General features: G+C 43.2%; 18 protein-coding genes. 5 read left to right on the forward strand and 13 right to left on the reverse strand.

Annotation, left to right across the window (positions count from 1 at the left end; genetic code table 11):
* Positions 1-122: 122 nt before the first annotated feature.
* The 5 genes from lysS to xerD form a co-directional block, all read right to left on the reverse strand.
* Positions 123-1,655 carry a lysine--tRNA ligase gene (gene lysS / locus MHO82_RS12030; protein WP_239184191.1) on the reverse strand — a complete coding sequence of 511 codons (1,533 nt, stop codon included), beginning with the start codon at positions 1,653-1,655 and terminating at the stop codon, positions 123-125.
* A gap of 33 nt (positions 1,656-1,688) precedes the next feature.
* A protein-coding gene (prfB, locus tag MHO82_RS12035; protein ID WP_239184192.1) for a peptide chain release factor 2 occupies positions 1,689-2,787 on the reverse strand; the annotation gives its coding sequence in 2 pieces (ribosomal slippage) (positions 1,689-2,711 and positions 2,713-2,787; 1,098 coding nt in all).
* Positions 2,788-2,980: 193 nt separating this feature from the next.
* Entirely contained in the window at positions 2,981-4,720 is a 1,740-nt protein-coding gene (recJ, locus tag MHO82_RS12040; RefSeq protein WP_239184193.1) for a single-stranded-DNA-specific exonuclease RecJ, read from the reverse strand.
* Between the two features lie 55 nt (positions 4,721-4,775).
* Positions 4,776-5,498, reverse strand: coding sequence for a bifunctional protein-disulfide isomerase/oxidoreductase DsbC (gene dsbC / locus MHO82_RS12045; RefSeq protein WP_239184194.1), 723 nt, complete (start codon positions 5,496-5,498; stop codon positions 4,776-4,778).
* Positions 5,499-5,583: 85 nt separating this feature from the next.
* Positions 5,584-6,480, reverse strand: coding sequence for a site-specific tyrosine recombinase XerD (xerD, locus tag MHO82_RS12050; protein WP_239184195.1), 897 nt, complete (start codon positions 6,478-6,480; stop codon positions 5,584-5,586).
* Positions 6,481-6,646: 166 nt separating this feature from the next.
* Between xerD and fldB the strand changes: the two genes are divergently transcribed.
* Complete coding sequence (gene fldB / locus MHO82_RS12055) at positions 6,647-7,165, forward strand: flavodoxin FldB (protein WP_239184196.1); 519 nt, start codon at positions 6,647-6,649, stop codon at positions 7,163-7,165.
* A 73-nt stretch (positions 7,166-7,238) separates the two neighbouring features.
* Here fldB and brnQ read toward each other — a convergent pair whose 3' ends face one another.
* Positions 7,239-8,546: a branched-chain amino acid transport system II carrier protein gene (gene brnQ, locus MHO82_RS12060; protein ID WP_239184197.1), complete on the reverse strand. Its 1,308-nt coding sequence runs from the start codon at positions 8,544-8,546 to the stop codon at positions 7,239-7,241.
* A gap of 340 nt (positions 8,547-8,886) precedes the next feature.
* On the opposite strand from brnQ, the gene MHO82_RS12065 reads away from it, so the two are divergent.
* On the forward strand, positions 8,887-9,609 hold the full coding sequence (locus MHO82_RS12065; RefSeq protein ID WP_239184198.1) for a tRNA1(Val) (adenine(37)-N6)-methyltransferase: 723 nt from the start codon (positions 8,887-8,889) through the stop codon (positions 9,607-9,609).
* 123 nt (positions 9,610-9,732) lie between these two features.
* Positions 9,733-10,977 carry an ATP-dependent RNA helicase SrmB gene (gene srmB / locus MHO82_RS12070; protein ID WP_239184199.1) on the forward strand — a complete coding sequence of 415 codons (1,245 nt, stop codon included), beginning with the start codon at positions 9,733-9,735 and terminating at the stop codon, positions 10,975-10,977.
* A gap of 87 nt (positions 10,978-11,064) precedes the next feature.
* Here the strand turns inward: srmB and yaaA are convergent, their stop codons facing one another.
* Positions 11,065-11,838 carry a peroxide stress protein YaaA gene (yaaA, locus tag MHO82_RS12075; protein WP_239184200.1) on the reverse strand — a complete coding sequence of 258 codons (774 nt, stop codon included), beginning with the start codon at positions 11,836-11,838 and terminating at the stop codon, positions 11,065-11,067.
* A 113-nt stretch (positions 11,839-11,951) separates the two neighbouring features.
* Entirely contained in the window at positions 11,952-13,382 is a 1,431-nt protein-coding gene (locus tag MHO82_RS12080; RefSeq protein ID WP_239184262.1) for a sodium:alanine symporter family protein, read from the reverse strand.
* A gap of 746 nt (positions 13,383-14,128) precedes the next feature.
* Here MHO82_RS12080 and MHO82_RS12085 point away from each other — a divergent pair.
* Positions 14,129-14,311 carry a DUF3545 family protein gene (locus tag MHO82_RS12085; RefSeq protein ID WP_239184201.1) on the forward strand — a complete coding sequence of 61 codons (183 nt, stop codon included), beginning with the start codon at positions 14,129-14,131 and terminating at the stop codon, positions 14,309-14,311.
* Positions 14,312-14,385: 74 nt separating this feature from the next.
* On the opposite strand, the gene MHO82_RS12090 is transcribed toward MHO82_RS12085, so the two are convergent.
* From MHO82_RS12090 to nfo, 3 genes are all read right to left on the reverse strand, one after another.
* The gene (locus MHO82_RS12090) at positions 14,386-14,934 is read right to left on the reverse strand and encodes a hemerythrin domain-containing protein (RefSeq protein ID WP_239184202.1); all 549 of its coding nucleotides are present in this window, start codon (positions 14,932-14,934) and stop codon (positions 14,386-14,388) included.
* Between the two features lie 85 nt (positions 14,935-15,019).
* Complete coding sequence (gene ung, locus MHO82_RS12095) at positions 15,020-15,700, reverse strand: uracil-DNA glycosylase (RefSeq protein ID WP_239184203.1); 681 nt, start codon at positions 15,698-15,700, stop codon at positions 15,020-15,022.
* 284 nt (positions 15,701-15,984) lie between these two features.
* Complete coding sequence (gene nfo / locus MHO82_RS12100) at positions 15,985-16,839, reverse strand: deoxyribonuclease IV (RefSeq protein WP_239184204.1); 855 nt, start codon at positions 16,837-16,839, stop codon at positions 15,985-15,987.
* 348 nt (positions 16,840-17,187) lie between these two features.
* Here nfo and grcA point away from each other — a divergent pair, with 348 nt between their 5' ends.
* On the forward strand, positions 17,188-17,565 hold the full coding sequence (grcA, locus tag MHO82_RS12105) for an autonomous glycyl radical cofactor GrcA (protein ID WP_239184205.1): 378 nt from the start codon (positions 17,188-17,190) through the stop codon (positions 17,563-17,565).
* Between the two features lie 117 nt (positions 17,566-17,682).
* On the opposite strand, the gene thrC is transcribed toward grcA, so the two are convergent.
* Together thrC and thrB are read right to left on the reverse strand one after the other, a co-directional pair.
* Positions 17,683-18,963 (reverse strand): threonine synthase, encoded by a 1,281-nt coding sequence (gene thrC / locus MHO82_RS12110; RefSeq protein ID WP_239184206.1) that lies wholly within the window; start codon positions 18,961-18,963, stop codon positions 17,683-17,685.
* Positions 18,960-19,916: a homoserine kinase gene (gene thrB / locus MHO82_RS12115; protein WP_239184207.1), complete on the reverse strand. Its 957-nt coding sequence runs from the start codon at positions 19,914-19,916 to the stop codon at positions 18,960-18,962. The genes thrC and thrB overlap by 4 nt, the downstream gene beginning before the upstream one ends.

Here is a 19,916-nt window from a genome sequence, read left to right on the forward strand (position 1 = left end):
ATCTAGGCAGCATAAATAGAGACGAAAGGTCACTCACTTGCCCATAAAAACAACAAAGCCACCGAGATGGTGGCTTTGAGAATAAACAAAAACAACATCCTCTGTTAATCAGAGTATTATTGTTATTGCTGTGGACGCATTGCTGGGAACAAAATTACATCACGGATTGTGTGCGTGTTTGTAAATAGCATTGCTAGGCGATCGATACCGATACCTTGACCAGCCGTTGGTGGCAGGCCGTGCTCTAGTGCAGTGATGTAATCTGCATCATAGTACATTGCTTCATCATCACCTGCGTCTTTCGCGTTAACTTGTGCTTTGAAACGCTCATCTTGATCTTCTGCATCGTTAAGCTCAGAGAAACCATTTGCCACTTCACGACCACCGATGAAAAACTCAAAACGGTCAGTGAAGAACGGGTTGTCATCGCTACGACGTGCTAGAGGAGAGATGTCCGCTGGGTAGCCAGTGATGAACGTTGGTTGGATTAGCTGAGGCTCAGCCGTTTCACCAAAGATCTCTTCAAGAAGCTGACCACATGTCCAGAACGTTTCTACTTCTACGTGTACCGATTTCGCGATTGCTACCATCTTCTCACGGTCTTGCAGGTCTGCTTCTGTTAGTGCTTGAATCTCAGCGTGCTCAGGGTTGTAGTGTTTGATCGCATCGAACATGCTCATACGCGCGTACTTACCGCCAAACTCGACTGTTTCATCACCGTAAGGCATAGACGTAGAACCTAAAACGTCCATTGCTGCCGTGCTTAGCATCTCTTCTGTAAGATCCATTAGATCTTTGTAGTCAGAGTACGCTTGGTAGAATTCCATCATTGTGAATTCAGGGTTATGACGTGGAGACAGACCTTCGTTGCGGAAGTTACGGTTGATCTCGAATACACGGTCAAAACCACCAACCACTAGACGCTTCAGGTAAAGCTCAGGAGCAACACGTAGGTACATATCGATGTCTAGTGCATTGTGGTGAGTGATGAATGGACGTGCCGTTGCACCACCCGGGATCACATGCATCATTGGCGTTTCAACTTCTAGGTAGCCTTTTGAGCTCATGAAGTTACGGATTGAAGACACAAGCTTAGAACGCACAATGAATGCATTACGAGAATCTTCGTTCACAATTAGGTCAACGTAACGCTGACGGTAACGCATCTCTTGGTCAGTTAGACCGTGGAATTTTTCTGGTAGAGGGCGAAGTGCTTTAGTCAGCAATTCAAACTCTTCCATGTTCACGTAAAGGTCACCTTTACCTGATTTGTGAAGTGCACCTTTAACACCGATGATGTCACCGATATCTAGACCTTGGTATTTCTCTTTCAATACTTTTTGAACATCTTTCGCTGCGTATGCTTGGATACGACCAGATGTTTCTTGAATCGCTAGGAAAGGACCACGCTTCGCCATAACACGGCCAGCAATTGCAACAATGTGGTTTAGCTCTTCTAGCTCTTCTTTCGTCTTTTCACCAAATTCCGCTTGAAGATCACCCGCTAAGTGCTCACGGCGGAAGTCATTTGGGTGGCCGTTTGCTTTACAGCTCTGACGGATATGATCCAGCTTAGCGCGACGCTCAGCAATCAGCTTATTTTCTTCAGGTGAAGAGGCTTCTTGTACGTTTTCGTTTTGAACAGCATCAGTCATTTTAGATGTACCCTGTATATGTCGATAGAAAGCTTACAGGCCTGACTTCAGGCTAGCTTCAATAAATTTGTCTAAATCACCGTCAAGAACTGCTTGAGTATTGCGGTTTTCTACGCCAGTACGCAAATCTTTGATGCGCGAGTCATCTAGTACATAAGAGCGGATCTGGCTGCCCCAGCCGATATCAGATTTCGAATCTTCATTGGCTTGCTTTTCAGCATTTTGCTTTTGCAGTTCAAGCTCAAACAGTTTTGCTTTTAACTGCTTCATTGCCTGATCTTTGTTCTTATGCTGAGAACGGTCATTTTGACACTGAACCACAGTGTTGGTTGGCAAGTGAGTAATACGTACCGCAGATTCCGTGGTGTTAACATGCTGACCACCCGCACCCGATGCACGGTATACGTCGATACGTAGATCGGCTGGGTTAATGTCGATCGCGATGTTGTCATCAATCTCAGGATAAATAAACGCAGACGCAAAAGAAGTGTGTCGACGGCCGCCTGAATCAAATGGTGACTTACGCACTAAACGGTGTACACCCGTTTCTGTACGTAGCCAACCATAAGCGTACTCACCAGAGATTTTAACTGTTGCCCCTTTCAGGCCAGCCACATCACCGTCTGATACTTCAATCACTTCGGTTTTGAAACCTTTCGCTTCAGCCCAACGCAAGTACATGCGCAGCATCATTGAAGTCCAATCTTGCGCTTCTGTACCACCTGAACCTGATTGCAAATCAATATAACAATCTGAAGGATCATGGTCGCCAGAAAACATACGACGGAATTCCAGTTTTTCTAGTTTACCTTCAAGATCAGCTAACTCTGGTTCAATTTCATCAAACGTTTCTTGATCTTCTTCTTCCACGGCCAGCTCAAGCAGACCTTCAACGTCTTCTACGCCTTGGTCTAGCTGATCAATGGTTTCAACAACCGCTTCAAGTGAAGAACGCTCTTTACCTAACGCTTGTGCACGCTCAGGTTCGTTCCACACATCCGGTTGTTCAAGTTCTGCGTTGACTTCTTCTAGACGCTCTTTCTTTGCGTCATAGTCAAAGATACCCCCTCAGGATATTTGTGCGTTCAGACACATCCTGTAAGCGGTTTTTTATTGGATTGATTTCAAACATGCTTGCCAATCATTAATGAATAGAATTTAACCGAGGAATTTTACCCAAAAGTGCAAGGAAGATACAGCGAAGATAGAAGGAAAGTCGTAATTTTATTACTGGATATTATTGAGTGGATTTAAAGTAAGAAAAACCCAAGTGAAAAACGCAACGTAGGCGCTTCACTTGGGGGTAGTGAGTAAACTAAGTCCAATTACTTGGCTTCAATGTCTTCAATCATTAACTGCAAAGAACGATTGCCACGGAACTCATTTACATCAAGACGATACGCAAGATGTACTGTTTTCACTGAGGCATCAGGCCAACGACGCAAATCAACATTAAAGGCAATCGCATCAATCATCACCCCAGAACCAAAACCACGCGACACAGCCTCAACCATTAACTTAAGGTGTTTTTCGCCCACCAGTTTTTGATGAAGTACTTTAAACTCACCATCAAACAAAGGTTCAGGGAAGGCTTGGCCCCACGGTCCACCAGAACGGATGATCTCGGCGGTCTCCATGTTTAGCTCATTAGGAAGAAGCTCACCGTCCGACAGTAGCACACCTTTTAAAGCATCTTCTTCCAGACTACTGCGTACAATATCGTCAAACGCTTTTGAAAAACGCTCAAAATCAGCTTCTTTAATGGTAAGACCCGCCGCCATAGCATGCCCACCAAACTTTAAAATCAATCCTGGATTACGAGTATCAATTAAATCTAACGCATCTCGCATATGCAGCCCAACAATGGAGCGGCAAGACCCTTTGATCAACCCTTCTCCACCATCGGCAAACGCAATCACCGGGCGATGAAATTTGTCTTTAATCCGAGACGCTAAAATACCAATCACCCCTTGGTGCCAATCTCGCTGAAATAACGCCAATCCGTAAGGTAATTCGCTATCAGTACCGAGTTTCAAGCGTTCGCAAATGGCCATGGCTTCTTCTTTCATGCCTTGCTCAATCTCTTTGCGAGTTTGATTCAACGCATCCAGCTCTGATGCCATGCGGCGAGCGGCGTGAATGTTTTGGCACATAAGCAGTTCAACCCCAAACGACATATCATCCAGTCGTCCAGCAGCATTAATTCGTGGGCCTAGAGCAAAACCAAAGTCTGAAGCAATTAACCGTTTAGGATCACGGTTCGCCACTTCAATCAGCGCCAAAATACCTGGGCGACATTTACCCGCACGAATGCGTTGTAGCCCCTGATGCACCAAAATACGGTTGTTTTCATCCAGTGCTACCACATCTGCAACTGTTCCCAAGGCCACTAAATCCAATAACTCAGCTAAGTTTGGCTCAGGAATACGGCGCTGTTGGAACCAGTTTTGCTCTCGAAGGTGGGCTCGTAATGCCAGCATTAAATAAAACGCAACACCAACCCCCGCCAAGGCTTTTGAAGGAAAAGAACACTCTTGAAGATTCGGGTTCACAATGGCATCGGCAATTGGCAATGTATCCCCTGGCAAATGGTGATCGGTAACAATCACCGTCATGCCTTTGGCTTTTGCAGCGGCCACCCCATCAATGGAAGAAACGCCATTATCTACGGTCATGATCACTTCCGCACCACGCTCTTGCGCCTGCTCAACCACTTCCGGGCTCAAACCATAACCATCATCAAATCGGTTCGGCACTAAGTAATCCACATTCTGACTGCCCAGCATGCGCATCGCCAAAACAGACAATGCAGAACTGGTTGCGCCATCAGCATCAAAATCCCCCACCACAATCACTCGGCGATTATCAGCTAGTGCTTGTGCTAAAATCTCAACCGCAGCGGTAATGCCATACAATTTTTGGTAATTGAGTAAACCTTTTGCCCCTCGTTCCAGCTGAGAGACAGAAGTAAGGCCTCGGCTACAATAAATACGCTGTAAAAGAGGAGGAATCGAGTCAGGTAAGCAAGATGTATCTTGTTCGGGACGGCGTTTGATTTCAATCATAATAGGAATGCGGGCCCAACAAAGCAGGCCCTTTTAATGAATTATAAGTCTAAGTTTAGCGGGCGTTTAATGTTTGACTTAAACGAGTAGCAGGCTGGTAACCAGGGATCATAGTGCCATCTTCAAGTACCATTGCCGGTGTCCCTGTTACACCCATTTGAACACCTAGTTGATACTGCTTTTCAATCGTCGCACGGCACTGTTGAATATCATTCAACTTACCATTACCTAATGATTTACCCGTTTTTGCTAGGTGCATAGCCTCAGTATTATCCGCTGAACACCAAATCTTGCTCATGGCCTCCGCTGTTTGAGATTGCATACCACCACGAGGGAAAGCAAGGTAACGAATAGTGATGCCTGCATCATTATAGTCTGCCATCTCGTTATGTAACTTACGGCAGTAGCCACAACTAATATCAGTAAAGACCGTCACGACATGCTTTTCTTCTTTCGCAGGAAAAACAATCATGTCTTCTTCATATTCATTCAGTTTTTTCACCAAACGCTTCGCAACAATGTCTGTTAAGTTACCTTGGTCATCAAACTGATATAGCTTGCCGTGAAAGAAGTGCTTCGCATCATCGGAAACAAAAAAGATTCCTTGGCTGGTTTGAACCTCTTTTATTCCTTCAACAGGCGACGGGGTAATAGAATCTGCGTTCAAACCAATAGAGGCTAAACGTTCTGTGATTTTTTCATTGTCCGCAAAAGCGTGAAAAGAAGCGGCGGTAAGCACTGCAAATAAACCTGCAGTAATACGGCGAGTAAAGGTCATTAATAATTACCTGCTAAATCAATCGTTCGAATGTTGAACATGGGCGATGAACAGTAGAGTCTGTATTTTTTATAAAGTTCAACGCTTATGCGCGAGGGTGATGCTGCTCGTGAATCTGTTTTAAGCGCTCAGTTGCCACATGAGTATATATCTGAGTCGTCGATAAATCACTGTGTCCTAATAACATTTGCACTACTCTAAGATCTGCTCCGTAATTAAGCAAGTGAGTTGCAAATGCATGACGTAAAACATGGGGGGATAGCGTATCGCCGTCGATGCCAGCAATCATGGCATAATGCTTAATGCGATGCCAAAAAGTTTGCCTTGTCATCTGCTTGGCACGTTTACTTGGAAACACCACATCAGATGTTTTCTGCCCTAATAAAGCGGGTCTGCCTTCAGTGATAAAGGTTTCAATCCAATCAATGGCATTTTCCCCAAGTGGCACCAAGCGTTCTTTATCCCCTTTACCCGTGACACGCACTACCCCTTGGCGCAAGCTAACGTTTTCCATGGTTAAGCTGACTAACTCCGTCACACGTAAACCAGTCGCGTAAAGCAACTCCAACATCGCTTTGTCACGTAATTGAATAGGATCATTAGTATCAGGAGCGGCCAACAAGGCATCCACCTGATCTTCCGACAAATCTTTCGGCAGTCGTTGCGGTAATTTCGGACTCACTAATAATGCGCTGGGATCATCAGCTCGCATTTTCTCACGATGCATGTACTGAAAAAGGCGACGAATCGCCGATAGCATCCGGGCGCGTGATGTTTGCTTAAATTCCTTATCCGCAAGCCACGACTGGTAACTCTGTAAGCCTAATATACTGATCGATTCCAATTTATAGTTATTATCACCCAGCCACTGGATCAGCTTAGAGAGATCATTACGATAAGAAACGAGCGTATTTTCAGACAAGCCTCTTTCCATCCACATGGCATCAAGAAAGCGCTCCATTAAAGCCGTATCGCTGTTCATCCTGTATAAACCCTCAGGTCATTTCTCACTTACCCGCTAAGGTACTGAACCATCAAAAAAACGCAAGCGCCTTTCTTGTGCAAAAAATAATATTAGCTTAGATGGTTGGGGATGAGAGTAATTATCGGTAGAATCGCTTTACCTATTGTTCCAATGGAAGCCCTACATGAAAATCGGTCTGTTTTATGGCTCTACAACTTGTTACACCGAAATGGCCTCGGAGAAAATTCGCGATATTATTGGCGCAGAGCTAATTGATATTCACAATATTAAAGAAACTCCCCCGCAATTAATGAACGATTACGATTTATTAATTCTTGGCATTTCCACATGGGATTTTGGTGAAATTCAAGAAGACTGGTTGGCCGTATGGGAGCAATTAGATGGACTGACATTAAATGGCAAAGTGGTAGCACTCTTTGGTTTAGGGGATCAAGAAGGCTATGGCGAATGGTATTTAGACGCCATGGGTCTATTACATGATCAACTAAAACCAACTGGCGTACAGTTCATTGGTTACTGGCCAAATCAAGGCTATGAATTTGAAGCCTCAAAAGCGTTAATTAATAATGATACACAGTTTGTTGGCCTAGCCCTTGATGAAGACAGCCAATATGAGCTAAGTGATGAACGCATTCAGAACTGGTGTGAACAGATTTTAGTGGAATACCACGATACGCTGTAAGAAAAATAAAAAAGGGGTGCCTTAACAGCACCCCTTTCTTTTATCTATAAAGGCTCACTTTTGTTTTACAACATTAAGCCGTTTTTGCTTGTGGTTTTGCATAACCGCCAACAAACTTCATGCACACAATCGCTGCTGCTGTTGGTAATAGCCACGCCATACCATACTCAAACAATGGCAACATAGAGAATGCAGACACATCAACGCCCGCCACTTTTGCCGCATCAAGTAAAGCAAAGACCAATGCAACCAAAATAACCACACGGTAAGACAAACGTGGGTTTGGTAAGAACTTGCGTACAAATGTCAGAGCCACAAGAGCAATAGCCACTGGGTATAAGGCAAACAATACAGGAACAGACAGAGCAATTAGCTGGCTCAAACCAACATTTGCAACTACCGCACACGCTACAGAGTTAATCACCACCCAAGCTTTGTACGGCAATGGTGTTAAAGAACTGAAGTAATCTGAACACGCAGAAATAAGACCAATTGCTGTTGTTAAACAAGCAAGCAGTACAATCACAGACAGAACCACCTGACCTGCTGAGCCAAATAGAGCATGAACGTATTGCGCTAGAATCACACCGCCATTATCAACACCCAACGCAACCGTGCTGCTTGTCGCACCAAGGTAGAATAATGAAATGTAAACAAACGCAAGACCTGCCGCCGCAATCAAACCAGCACAGATAAGGTATTTAGTCGTTGGGCCTTGCTCAGTAATGCCTTTGTTACGAAGCGCTTCAACAATCAACATACCAAACATCAAAGAGCCAAACGTATCCATTGTTTGGTAACCGTCAATGAAGCCCGTTGTGAATGCTTGAGAAACATAACCACCTTGCGCAGCGGCAATGTCACCCTGAGGGTTAATGAATACCGCAATAGCAAGTACAATTAAACCAATGAACAGAGCTGGCGTCAGCAGTTTGCCGATCACATCAAGCAATTTACCTTGCGCCCATGAGAAGATAAGTGCAACAGCAAAAAACACAATAGAAAACAGGGTTAGGCTTGCTTGACCTGCGTCAGCCAAAAATGGTTTAACTGCCATTTCATACGCAACAAGACCAGTACGAGGAGCCGCAAATGCAGGGCCAATGATGATAAAAATCAGTACCGCCATCAGTGTCGCAGCTTTTAAAGGTAAATCACGTGTTAGTGCAGCCCATGATCCACCAGCAACAGCGATAGCAATAATGGTTATAAGAGGGAGACCTACTGCCGTTGCAAGAAAACCAAACATCGCTGGCATTACATTATCACCCGCTAACTGACCAGCTAACGGTGGGAAAATAATATTACCGGCACCTAAAAAAAAGGCGAAAAGCATAAAGCCTAACGCGATTATGTCTGTTAATTTTAGATTCTGTTTCACAGAAAACCCTTGTCTGTCATGTTGTGTTTGTTTTGTTATATTCGTAATATCAATTTAGTTTCATTATCTAAATGTGACATTTGTCGCAGCATAATGGACAATAATGTATCAACAAGCAATAGCTCAGGCTAAAACGCTACAATCTTCCAAATCAAAACCAAAAAAGCAGAATATAAAACTAATATTAAAAACCAAAGCAATATCTAAATCCAAATAATCTCATTTTATCAATACACACCATTTAGATTTAAAGTTCACCCAACATAAAAGAAACAGAATTAAAAACTAAACAACATAGCACTCTATCGTCTGCTATAAATAATCTCTTGCTGAGGCAATCATGGCAAAAAGCTTTACATTCAAACAGTTCCACATTGATGCTCACCAATGTGGCATGCCCGTCAGTACAGATGGTGTGTTATTAGGGGCGTGGGCCAATATAAAAAAAGCTCAAACAATATTGGATATTGGGAGTGGCACAGGCCTACTTTCTCTCATTTGTGCACAACGTAATGCACATGCACAAATTACCGCAGTCGAAATCGAACCTTCAGCCGCTCAAGCCGCATTGCAAAACTTTGAGCAAAGCCGCTGGGCAGAACGCCTCACCTTAAAGCACCAAAATGTCAGTACACTGGTGACCACACCAGAAAAATGCGCGCATTTCGATGCGATTATCTGCAACCCGCCCTACTTTAATAATGGCGAGCAGTCGCATCAAGATAACCGCGCCACAGCAAGGCACACAGACTCACTCACACACCAGCACTTACTGGAAATTTGCCAACAGTTACTCAATGTAAAGGGAACAGCCAGTTTTATTCTTCCAGCAGTAGAAGGGCAACTGTTTATCGAGTTAAGCGACTCACACGGATTTGTTTTAACACGGCTAACAGAAATCAAAACCACCCCAACGAAGCCAGTTTCCCGATTACTTATTGAATTATCACTAGAGGTTCACCCTAACGTTCAATGTGATCGTAATGAATTAATGATCCATAGGGCGGGACAATACAGTGAAGAATTCACTGACCTAACAAAAGATTTCTATTTGAAAATGTAATCAGCGCCCTTTCACTCACCATAAAGTGATTTTTACTGAAAAAGATCGGTGATCCAGATCGCATTAGGCTTTATAATTGCTGGCTAATTTATTTGCATCGGCACCAGCGTGGAGAAACAACCTTTGATCAGAACTTTTGCAGATTTAGAGCTGTCCCAAAACCTACTACAAGCAATTGAGGAGATGGGCTACCAGCGACCAACTCAAGTTCAAGCACAGGCGATCCCGCATGCGCTCGATGGCCGTGATGTTTTAGCTTCAGCCCCCACTGGCACAGGTAAAACAGCGGCATTTATTCTTCCTGCACTTCAGCACCTAGAAGATTTCCCTCGCACCAAACCTGGCCCTGCTCGTGTACTTGTGCTAACTCCTACTCGTGAATTAGCCATGCAGGTCGCAGAGCACGCCCGTGGTTTAGCCAAGCACACGAATTTAAAAGTATTTACCATCACAGGTGGTATTGCTTACCAAGAGCACGCCGAGATACTTGGCACAACTCAAGACATCGTGGTGGCGACACCTGGCCGTTTAATGGAATACATTGAAGCGGAGAAATTTGATTGTCGTGCTATTGAATCTCTGATTCTTGATGAAGCAGACCGTATGCTAGACATGGGTTTTGGCCCAGTTGTTGACCGCTTATCCAAAGAGTGTCGCTGGCGTAAACAAACCCTTCTATTCTCTGCAACACTAGAAGGTAAAGGGGTTGAAGGTTTCACCGAAGATCTACTGACCGATCCAGCAGAAGTCGACGCGGACCCTTCTCGCCGTGAACGTAAGAAGATCAATCAGTGGTACCACCGTGCCGATAACATGGAACACAAGCTGGCCCTGCTGAAAAACATCATCACCGAGCAAGCTGAACGTTCTATTATTTTCGTGAAAACCCGTGATCGCCTAGCCGATCTACGTGGCCAGCTAGAAAGCGCGCAAATTCCATGTGCATGGATCCAAGGTGAAATGCCTCAAGAGCGTCGTAATAATGCCATTGAACGTTTCCGTGATGGCACGGTTAATGTACTGATCGCGACCGACGTTGCTGCTCGTGGCATCGACTTACCGGATGTTAGCCATGTGATTAACTTCGATATGCCTCGTACCGCAGATGTATACCTACACCGTATTGGCCGTACAGCACGTGCAGGTAAAAAAGGTAACGCAGTTGCTCTAATTGAAGCCCACGACCAAGGTATGATCGAACGTGTAGGACGTTACACAAAAGAAGAGATTAAAGAGCGATTTATTGAAGGGTTAAAACCAACTCACAAAAAATCAAAAGTCGTGAAAAAGAAGAAAAAGAAATTAGATAAAAAGACTATCGCCGGTAAAAAGAAGAAAGCCGCGAAAAAGCTAAAAAAGAAAGCGTAAGCGTTTAAGCACACGACTTTTCATCCTTACCATCAAAAAAAGCTGCGAGTTCATCGCAGCTTTTTTATGCTTCAAACACAATTAAAACTATTGCTCTTCGCGCTTAAAGACAAATTCAGTAGTGGTTGATTCAGCTTCAACAAAATAGTATCCAGCCACATCAAACTCTTTTAACTGTTCAACATTATCAAGACGCTTTTCAATGATGTAGCGAGCCATCATGCCTCGTGCTTTTTTCGCGTAAAAGCTAATCACTTTATAGGTGCCATTTTTACAGTCTTTAAACACTGGCGTGATCACTTTTGCTTCTAAGCTTTTTGGTTTTACCGCCTTAAAATACTCATTAGACGCTAAATTCACCAAGACATCATCACCTTGTTCAGACAATGCTTGATTTAACTTCTCTGTGATCACCGTACCCCAGAACTGATACAAATTCGTACCACGCTTGTTGGCCAGCTTCGTGCCCATTTCTAGACGGTATGGCTGCATTAAATCCAGCGGCTTTAACAAACCATACAGCCCAGACAACATACGCAGGTGCTGCTGAGCATACTGAAAATCATCTTCCGTTAATGAGTTTGCATCCAAACCAGTGTAAACATCCCCTTTGAATGCCAAAATAGCCTGGCGAGCATTCTCTTGGGTAAATTCTGGCTGCCACTGTTCAAATCGAGCAGCATTTAGACCTGCGATTTTATCGCTCACTTTCATCAGCGTTGCAATATCAGACGGAGTTAACTGTCGGCATTGCTCAATCAACTCCACCGAATGGTCAACCAACTCAGGCTGAGTATAAGTATTCGTTGCCAGTGGTGATTCATAATCAAGGGTTTTGGCTGGAGAAACCACAATTAACATAAGACTATTTCCTTTACTAAACTGGTGGTTAGAATAGCATCCAAACAAAAAAAAGCCACGCTATCTAAGCATGGCTTTCTCTATCAATTTAATAGGTCAAAACAAGGGAGATATTAATCCTTTTTGCTTTGATCCCAGATACCTTCTTCAAGCTGGGCATGCAGCTCTGGGTACTCTTTACTATCAAACGTCGGCACCTTACCAGCAGATAACTGCTTGTTATAATCTTTCGCCAGCTTAATCACCGTACCTGACAGTAAGATAATGGCAATTAAGTTCACTATCGCCATGAGTCCCATGGAGACGTCGGCCATTGCCCATACTGTAGGTAACGTCGATAACGCACCAAACATCACCATACCAAGAACAATCACACGGAACACATTCAGACCCGCTTTGTGATTATGCTCTAGGAAAATCAGGTTTGTTTCCGCATAAGAGTAGTTAGCAATAATAGATGTAAATGCGAAGAAGAAGATCGCAATCGCAACAAAAATACCGCCCCAATCACCCACCTGTGCGGTAAGAGCACGCTGAGTTAACTCAATACCCGTTACTTCACTGTGTGGTACATACTCGCCAGACATTAGGATGATCGCTACGGTTGCAGAACAAATTACAACGGTATCCATGAAAACACCCAGCATCTGTACATACCCCTGAGAAGCAGGGTGCGGCGGGTAAGGAGTCGCAGATGCCGCAGCATTCGGAGCAGAACCCATACCAGCTTCGTTTGAGAACAAACCACGCTTAATACCGTTAATCATTGCCTGTGCGATCGCATAACCTAAACCACCTGCGGCAGCTTCTTGAAGACCAAACGCACTACGAAGGATCAGCATTAACACATCTGGTAATTGCTCAATGTTTGCCAGCATGATGTAAATAGCAACACCAAGGTAAGCCAAAGCCATGACAGGTACAATTAGCTCTGCGGTACGTGCAATCGTACGCAAACCACCGAAGATAATCACAGCAGAGATGATTACTAAGGCAATACCAACGTACAAAGGATCAAAACCGAATGCCACGTGCATTGCTTGAGTAATGGAGTTTGCTTGAACAGCATTAAACACCAAACCGAAAGCGATGATCAGGAAAACAGAGAACAACACGCCCATCCAGCGCATGCCCAACCCTTTTTCCATGTAGTACGCCGGGCCACCACGGTAGTTACCATCTTCATCGCGTGTTTTGTATAGCTGTGCCAATGTGCTTTCTGCAAACGCAGTCGCCATACCTAGCATGGCAATGAGCCACATCCAGAAAATAGCACCAGGGCCACCAACGGTTAACGCCACGGCCACACCAGCCATATTACCTGTGCCTACACGTGCTGCTAAGCTGGTGCAAAGTGCTTGGAAAGATGAAATACCAGCTTTGTCGTGTTTACGGCTATTCTTTAATACTTTGAACATATGGCCAAAGTGGCGGAATTGGATAAACCCAAGACGAATCGTAAAGTAAATACCAACACCGACTAGAAGATAAACCAGAACCGAACCCCATAATAGGTCGTTCAGGAAATTAATAAGACTTGTCACGCTTACCTCTCGTAGAGTTCCTAATGACATTACGTACTTCAGGAGCTAACTTACTGCTCTAAAGTACTCCTTTAATTCTAATTGTAACTACTATAGTAGTCGCCATGCATGGTAACGCTTAATTGTTACTCTGTGCATATAACGAATAAGTTCAATTAGACCGACTGAATTGTTAACTGCCTTGTCGGAAGAAGTGGCAACGGGGCAGGATAATGCAAACATAATGAATAAAAATCAATATGAATCAAAACTCACTTGGTTGTTACTTTATCCTGTAAATCGAAAAAACAACCTCAAACAACAAACAAAATGACAACCTAAAACAAACAAAACAACCAAATAAGAAAACAATAACAACAAAAATAAAACAGTATAAAAATACACAGTTCAAAAAATACAAAAAGCGATATCTTTTACCGAGTATCAAGCCTTTCCCCCCTTTTCAAGCAAGAGGCATTATGCAAAAAATAACACCTTGTTCGGTTAAATTTTAATCATATCAATGACTGTTCACTGATTATGTTGAAAAACACAATTTCGTAACAAAATTAATTTTCATGTAATACTTATTTTCCGACTTCAGATGCTCAATAAGTGTCCATTTTTCAAAATTACTGTGATTTGCGTGATCATGAACTCATAAAACTTTCATGCAAAAGCAACAAATGCGAAACACTTCAATTTTATTATTCCCCAGTCTGTGGTACTTAATAACTGAACATTCTTCTATATTAAAGAGGTGGCTTATGGATGGCTTCACACTTGATGATATTTTGGCATCGGACCCTGCACCAAAAGCGAGTAGAGGCAAGCAACAAAAGCGTAAATGGCGTGAAATTGAAGCGTTAAAAGAGCGCAAACGCCTACAAAAGGAATTGATGGATATTGATGTTTTTTCCGATTATTCACTAGAAGATATCGATCTATAAATAAAGAAGGCGCCACGTGCGCCTTCTTTAGTTCCGATATTTTTCCTTCTATATAGAAGCAGTGCTTAATCGTATTATACCGCTTCTTTTTCGGCGACATTTAGCCGTGCAGCTAAGTGGCGGTATTTACCTGCCACTACCTCTCCAAAAATAGGATCACTCTGCTCACACCACTGCGCCTCTAAATATTGCCAATCTTTCTCGTTTAAGTTCTTTTGCAGCAAAGGAAGGATCTGCTGGTTTTCCAACTCTAAATGCCCTTTTACACGCTCAATAAACGCCTCTAACTTAACAATAAAAAGGTGCTGGGGAATAACCGCATCATTTAAGATCATCTCCACTACCTCTGAAAAACCCGCCGTCACTTTTGCTAAAGAATGATGCTCTTCAACTAAGTTTTCAATCGCTGACACATCATTAAAGTGGTCAACGTAATATTGGTAGATTAAATCTTCTTTGGGGTGATGATTCTGCTCAGAAAATTCCTGTAAGTAGTCCACCACTTCTTTCACAATGGTGTAATTGATGGGCTTCTCATCTTGCAGCAACTGAAGTTTTTGCTCCAATACGGCAATGAGCCGATTCATGTAGCCATGCTCACGATGAATGCTTTCTAACAACATACTTCCTCCTAAAGATGTTTCTCTCTACTCAAAAGTCTAATTGCTGTTTAAAAATTCACCTTGAGCTTGTCTACAAAACACCCAATTAAGCGTCTAAATCTGGCTGCCAATTGATCTGGGACAAACCTTGCTGGGCTAAATACTCATTTGTTTTCGAAAAATGCTGACAACCGAAGAAACCACGGCGTGCAGACAGGGGAGAAGGATGAGGCGAAGTCAGAACATAATGACGATCTCTGTCTATCATTTTGCCTTTCTTCTGCGCATGGGCGCCCCATAATAGAAAAACGACACCTTGAGTCTGTTCGTTCAAGACATGAATAATCTGATCCGTAAAGGTTTCCCAGCCCGATTTAGCATGAGAGTGGGCTTGACCTTGCTCTACCGTCAATACCGTATTCAGCAATAACACCCCTTGATCGGCCCAGCTTTTCAAATAACCATGCTTAGGAATTTCAAAGCCTTCAATATCCTGAGCTAACTCTTTATACATATTCACAAGAGAAGGAGGCACTTTAATATCAGGCAAAACAGAAAAACATAAGCCATGAGCCTGATTTGGACCGTGGTAAGGATCTTGGCCTAAAATCACCACTTTTACCTCTGCAAGAGGAGTGAAATCAAAGGCATTAAAAACATCTTCTTGAGGGGGAAAAACTGTTTTACCGGCTTCTCTTTCTGACTGGACGAAAGCTAACGTATTTGCAAAATATTCTTTTTCTTGTTCTGCTTGAATAACATCTTGCCAAGTTAGGGAAGTGTGCATCAGGGCTCCTGAGTTGAGACTGTCTAGTTCTAGAATGTTCCTATGATCCCATTCTACTGTTATCTACAACCAACGTCAGGAGCGCAAGCTAAAAACTTTCATTATCGTGTTTTAGGAGGAGTTTGTGGTGATCGCCAGTGCCCACGCCCCTGAACAAGGCGGTGAGGAATAGGAAAACCCATAGTAACTAATTGAGAATGATTCATGATGTGTCCTCTTATTACTGTAAGTAAATGGAACTAAACACCATGAAAAATTAATGCCACTTATTCTCCACCTAAATTTTAAATTGATTCCTCTAAAGAGAACTGCCGTAGTTTCTGAATTTCATCAGGCCAAATATTTTGGTTAATCGTTTCTAAAATCAAAGGAATACGATTAAATCGCTCATCTTTCATTATATATTCAAAACAACTCCATCCAATTTCTCCTTCACCTAAAGAATGATGGCGATCCACTCGCGCCCCTAATGTAACCTTTGAGTCATTAAGGTGCATTGCACGCAAATACTGCATTCCAACAATGTGCTCAAATTCTGAAAAAGTCTGTTCACAAGCCGCTGGTGAACTCAAATCATAACCTGCAGCAAAGGTATGACAGGTATCAATGCAAACCCCTACCCGACTTTTATCTTCAACCGCTTCAATGATTTCAGCCAAATGCTCAAACTTCCAACCTAGGTTTGTCCCTTGCCCAGCTGTATTTTCAATCACTGCAACCACATCTGGTACTGCTTGATGAGCTAAGTTGATGGACTCTGCAATTAAGGCCAAGCACTCTTGCTCCGAAATTTTCTTTAAGTGACTGCCTGGATGAAAATTCAATAACGTTAACCCTAACTGCTGGCATCGTTCCATTTCATCAATAAAAGCGGCGCGTGATTTTTCCAGCTTCTCACTGTCGGGCGAGCCTAAGTTAATGAGGTAGGAATCATGTGGCAAAATCTGTTCTGCACTAAAGCCATACTTGGCACAATTTGCTTTAAAATCCAATATCACCTTGGGCTCTAGTGGTTTAGCTACCCATTGACGCTGATTTTTCGTGAACAACGCAAACGCATTGGCTCCAATTTCATGTGCTCGTGACGGTGATAAATCCACCCCACCAGCCGCTGACACATGAGCTCCTATGTATTTCATCTCTCAATTTACCTTCGCTACTACTTAAGTTGTACTTCAAACACATCTGCCCTACAAAAATAAGGCGAAAACCCGTGAATAAGCCTGTATCTTCATTCATAACCACACCTAAAATGTAGTAATTAAATTACAAATGAAATCTTAATTATTTTAAAAAGGGGAAAAATCTAGGCTGATAATTCAATAATTAATCGTTTATTGATGTAAAACAGATAATATCCATTTTTTAAAAAAGGTTTTTTGTTGTTAATTGACGCAAATCAATATTAGAATAGCACCCATGAGGTATATAATACACAGCTCAACAAAACATCGAAAATTAACCACAAAATGAACTAGGAGACAGTAATGATCACAGGCATTCAAATTACTCAAGCAGCAAATGACGATCTTCTTAACTCTATCTGGCTACTAGATAGCGAAAAAAATGAAGCTCGCTGTGTAGCTGCAGCGGCTGGTTTTGAAGCGGATCAAGTTGTACCCGCTAACGACCTAGGTGAAATTGAGTACCGTGAAGTTGGCATTGAGACAGCACCTCGCATTGAAGGTGGCCAACACCTAAACGTGAACGTTCTTAAGCGCGAAACTCTTGAAGATGCAGTTGCTCACCCAGAAAAATACCCACAACTAACAATTCGTGTTTCTGGTTACGCGGTACGCTTCAACTCGCTAACCACTGAGCAGCAACGCGATGTGATTGCTCGTACATTTACTGATTCTCTATAATCGTAAATGCAACATACAAAAATGGCGCTGAAGTTCAACGCCATTTTTTGCTTTACATAGATAGTAATAAAAAAGGAAGGCCAAAGCCTCCCTCTATCATTCACTTTACATAGTCATTTACTGAACGCTACGTAACACCGCTTTGAGTGCATCAAAATCATTTTCAAGATCTTGAGACAACAACTCCATCGCACCATGCTTGGCCAAAGGTGCTGGTAGCTCAATCTCATTACCTAGAATGTCTTCCACGACTTCTTTAAATTTCGCAGGGTGGGCAGTACATAAGAACATACCCGTTTCGCCATCTTGCAGCTGCTCATTTAGAACGCGGTAGGCAATAGCACCATGAGGCTCACATAGGTAACCTTCATCACTCATTTCTTTTAACGTTTCAGCACTTTGCTCATCAGTGACAGCACCTTTTCCTAACGTATCTAGCCCCCAACCTTTCAGCTGGCAAAGCTCTTCAATGCGAGGCCAATTATTTGGCTGACTAACGTCCATCGCATTAGAAATCGTTGGAATTGTGGTTTTCGGCTCCCATTTACCGCTTTCTAAGTAACGTGGCACCGTATCATTCACGTTCGTTGCCGCAATGAAGCGCTTAATAGGTAAACCCAATGCTTTTGCCAATAAACCTGCCGTTAGGTTACCAAAGTTACCACTTGGTACAGAAACCACTAAATTTTCACGCTCTTCTTTACTAAGCTGGGAGGCAGCTTCAAAGTAATAACAGATCTGAGCCATTAATCGACTGATATTAATTGAATTAGCCGAGTTCAAACCGATCTCTTCACGAAGGGCCTGATCATCAAACGCTTGCTTAACTAACGCCTGACAGTCATCAAAATCACCGTTAATGGCAACCGTATGAATGTTCTTACCTAATGTACAAAATAACTTTTCTTGTAATGGGCTGATCTTGCCTTTCGGGTATAAGATCACCACATCAATATTGTCCATGCCATAGAAAGCGTGCGCAACAGCGGCTCCAGTATCACCCGATGTCGCGGTCAAAATAGTAATTTTCCCGCCATTCGATACCGCTGCTAAAGATTGCGCCATAAAACGGCCACCAAAATCTTTAAACGCTAAAGTTGGGCCATGGAAAAGTTCCAGCGCGTAAACACCTTCTTTTACTTTATTGATTGGAGCTGGGAACTGGAATGCGTTATGAACTAGCTCATTCACTTTGTCTTCTGGCAGCTCATCACCAATTAGTGCCGATAAGATTTTCCCGCTGCGAGTGACAAAATCTTCTGTTAGAAGCCCATCAATGTCATCTAGCTGTGGGATATCGGATGGAAAAAACAGACCTTGATTGCTACCTAACCCTTGACGAACGGCTTGGCCAAAAGAAACTTGCTCTTGATTATCTTTTAAATTGTACAGCTTCATAACTCACTTCCTGTAACTTGAGAGCCTTGCTTGTCCAAACGACAAACATGGACGAATCCTTCATCATTTTGTACGTAGTTGTCTTGTAACCAACGAGCTACACGCTCTGCTACGTCTTTGTCTTTACAAATACTAAATAAGGTTGGGCCAGAGCCTGAAATCCCCGTTGCCAGTGCCCCAGCCGATGCCGCATATTTGCGTGCATCGGAAAAACCGGGTAATAGCTGCTCACGGTAAGGTTCTGCAATCACGTCTTTGATCATTTTCGCTGCCAATTCAGGCTGCTGTGAATAACAAGCGTGAATAAAACCACCTAAATGACGACCATGAGCAATAACATCTTGGCGTCGATATTGAGCAGGTAAAATTTCACGTGCCGCCGCTGTCGAAACAGTGATCCCCGGATACGCCATAACCCAATACCAGTCATCAAAACTCGGCACTTCTTGGCTAATAATGCCTAACTCTTCAACCATAAGCTGAAGACCACCTAAATAGCAAGGTGCAACATTATCATAATGCACACCACCGGAGATCTGGCCTTCCATTTCTCCCATTAGCGCTAATAGTTCTGTTTCATTCAAAGGCAAGTCATGGAAGCGGTTTAGAGCATCGAGCGCTGCCACAATAGAGCACGCGCTAGAACCTAAACCAGAGCCAATAGGCATGTTTTTCTCAAGCGTCATGGCCACAGGCTTTAACTCGATGGACTTTTTCTCCAATTCACGTGCAAACACACGCCAGCAGTCATAAACAATATTTTCTTTTGGGTTGTCTGGCAGCTTTGCCACAAAACTGCCTGCTGTGGCCAAACTAAATGGTTCACTACCACTTTGAACTAATACACGATCCCCAAGACGCGTACCATCAACTGGTGATACAGCCGCTCCTAGAACATCAAAGCCAACACTGACATTGCCAATCGACGCTGGCGCATAAACTACAACACTCAT

Source organism: Vibrio sp. Of7-15 (genome assembly GCF_022347565.1).
Classification (GTDB): Bacteria; Pseudomonadota; Gammaproteobacteria; order Enterobacterales; family Vibrionaceae; genus NORP241.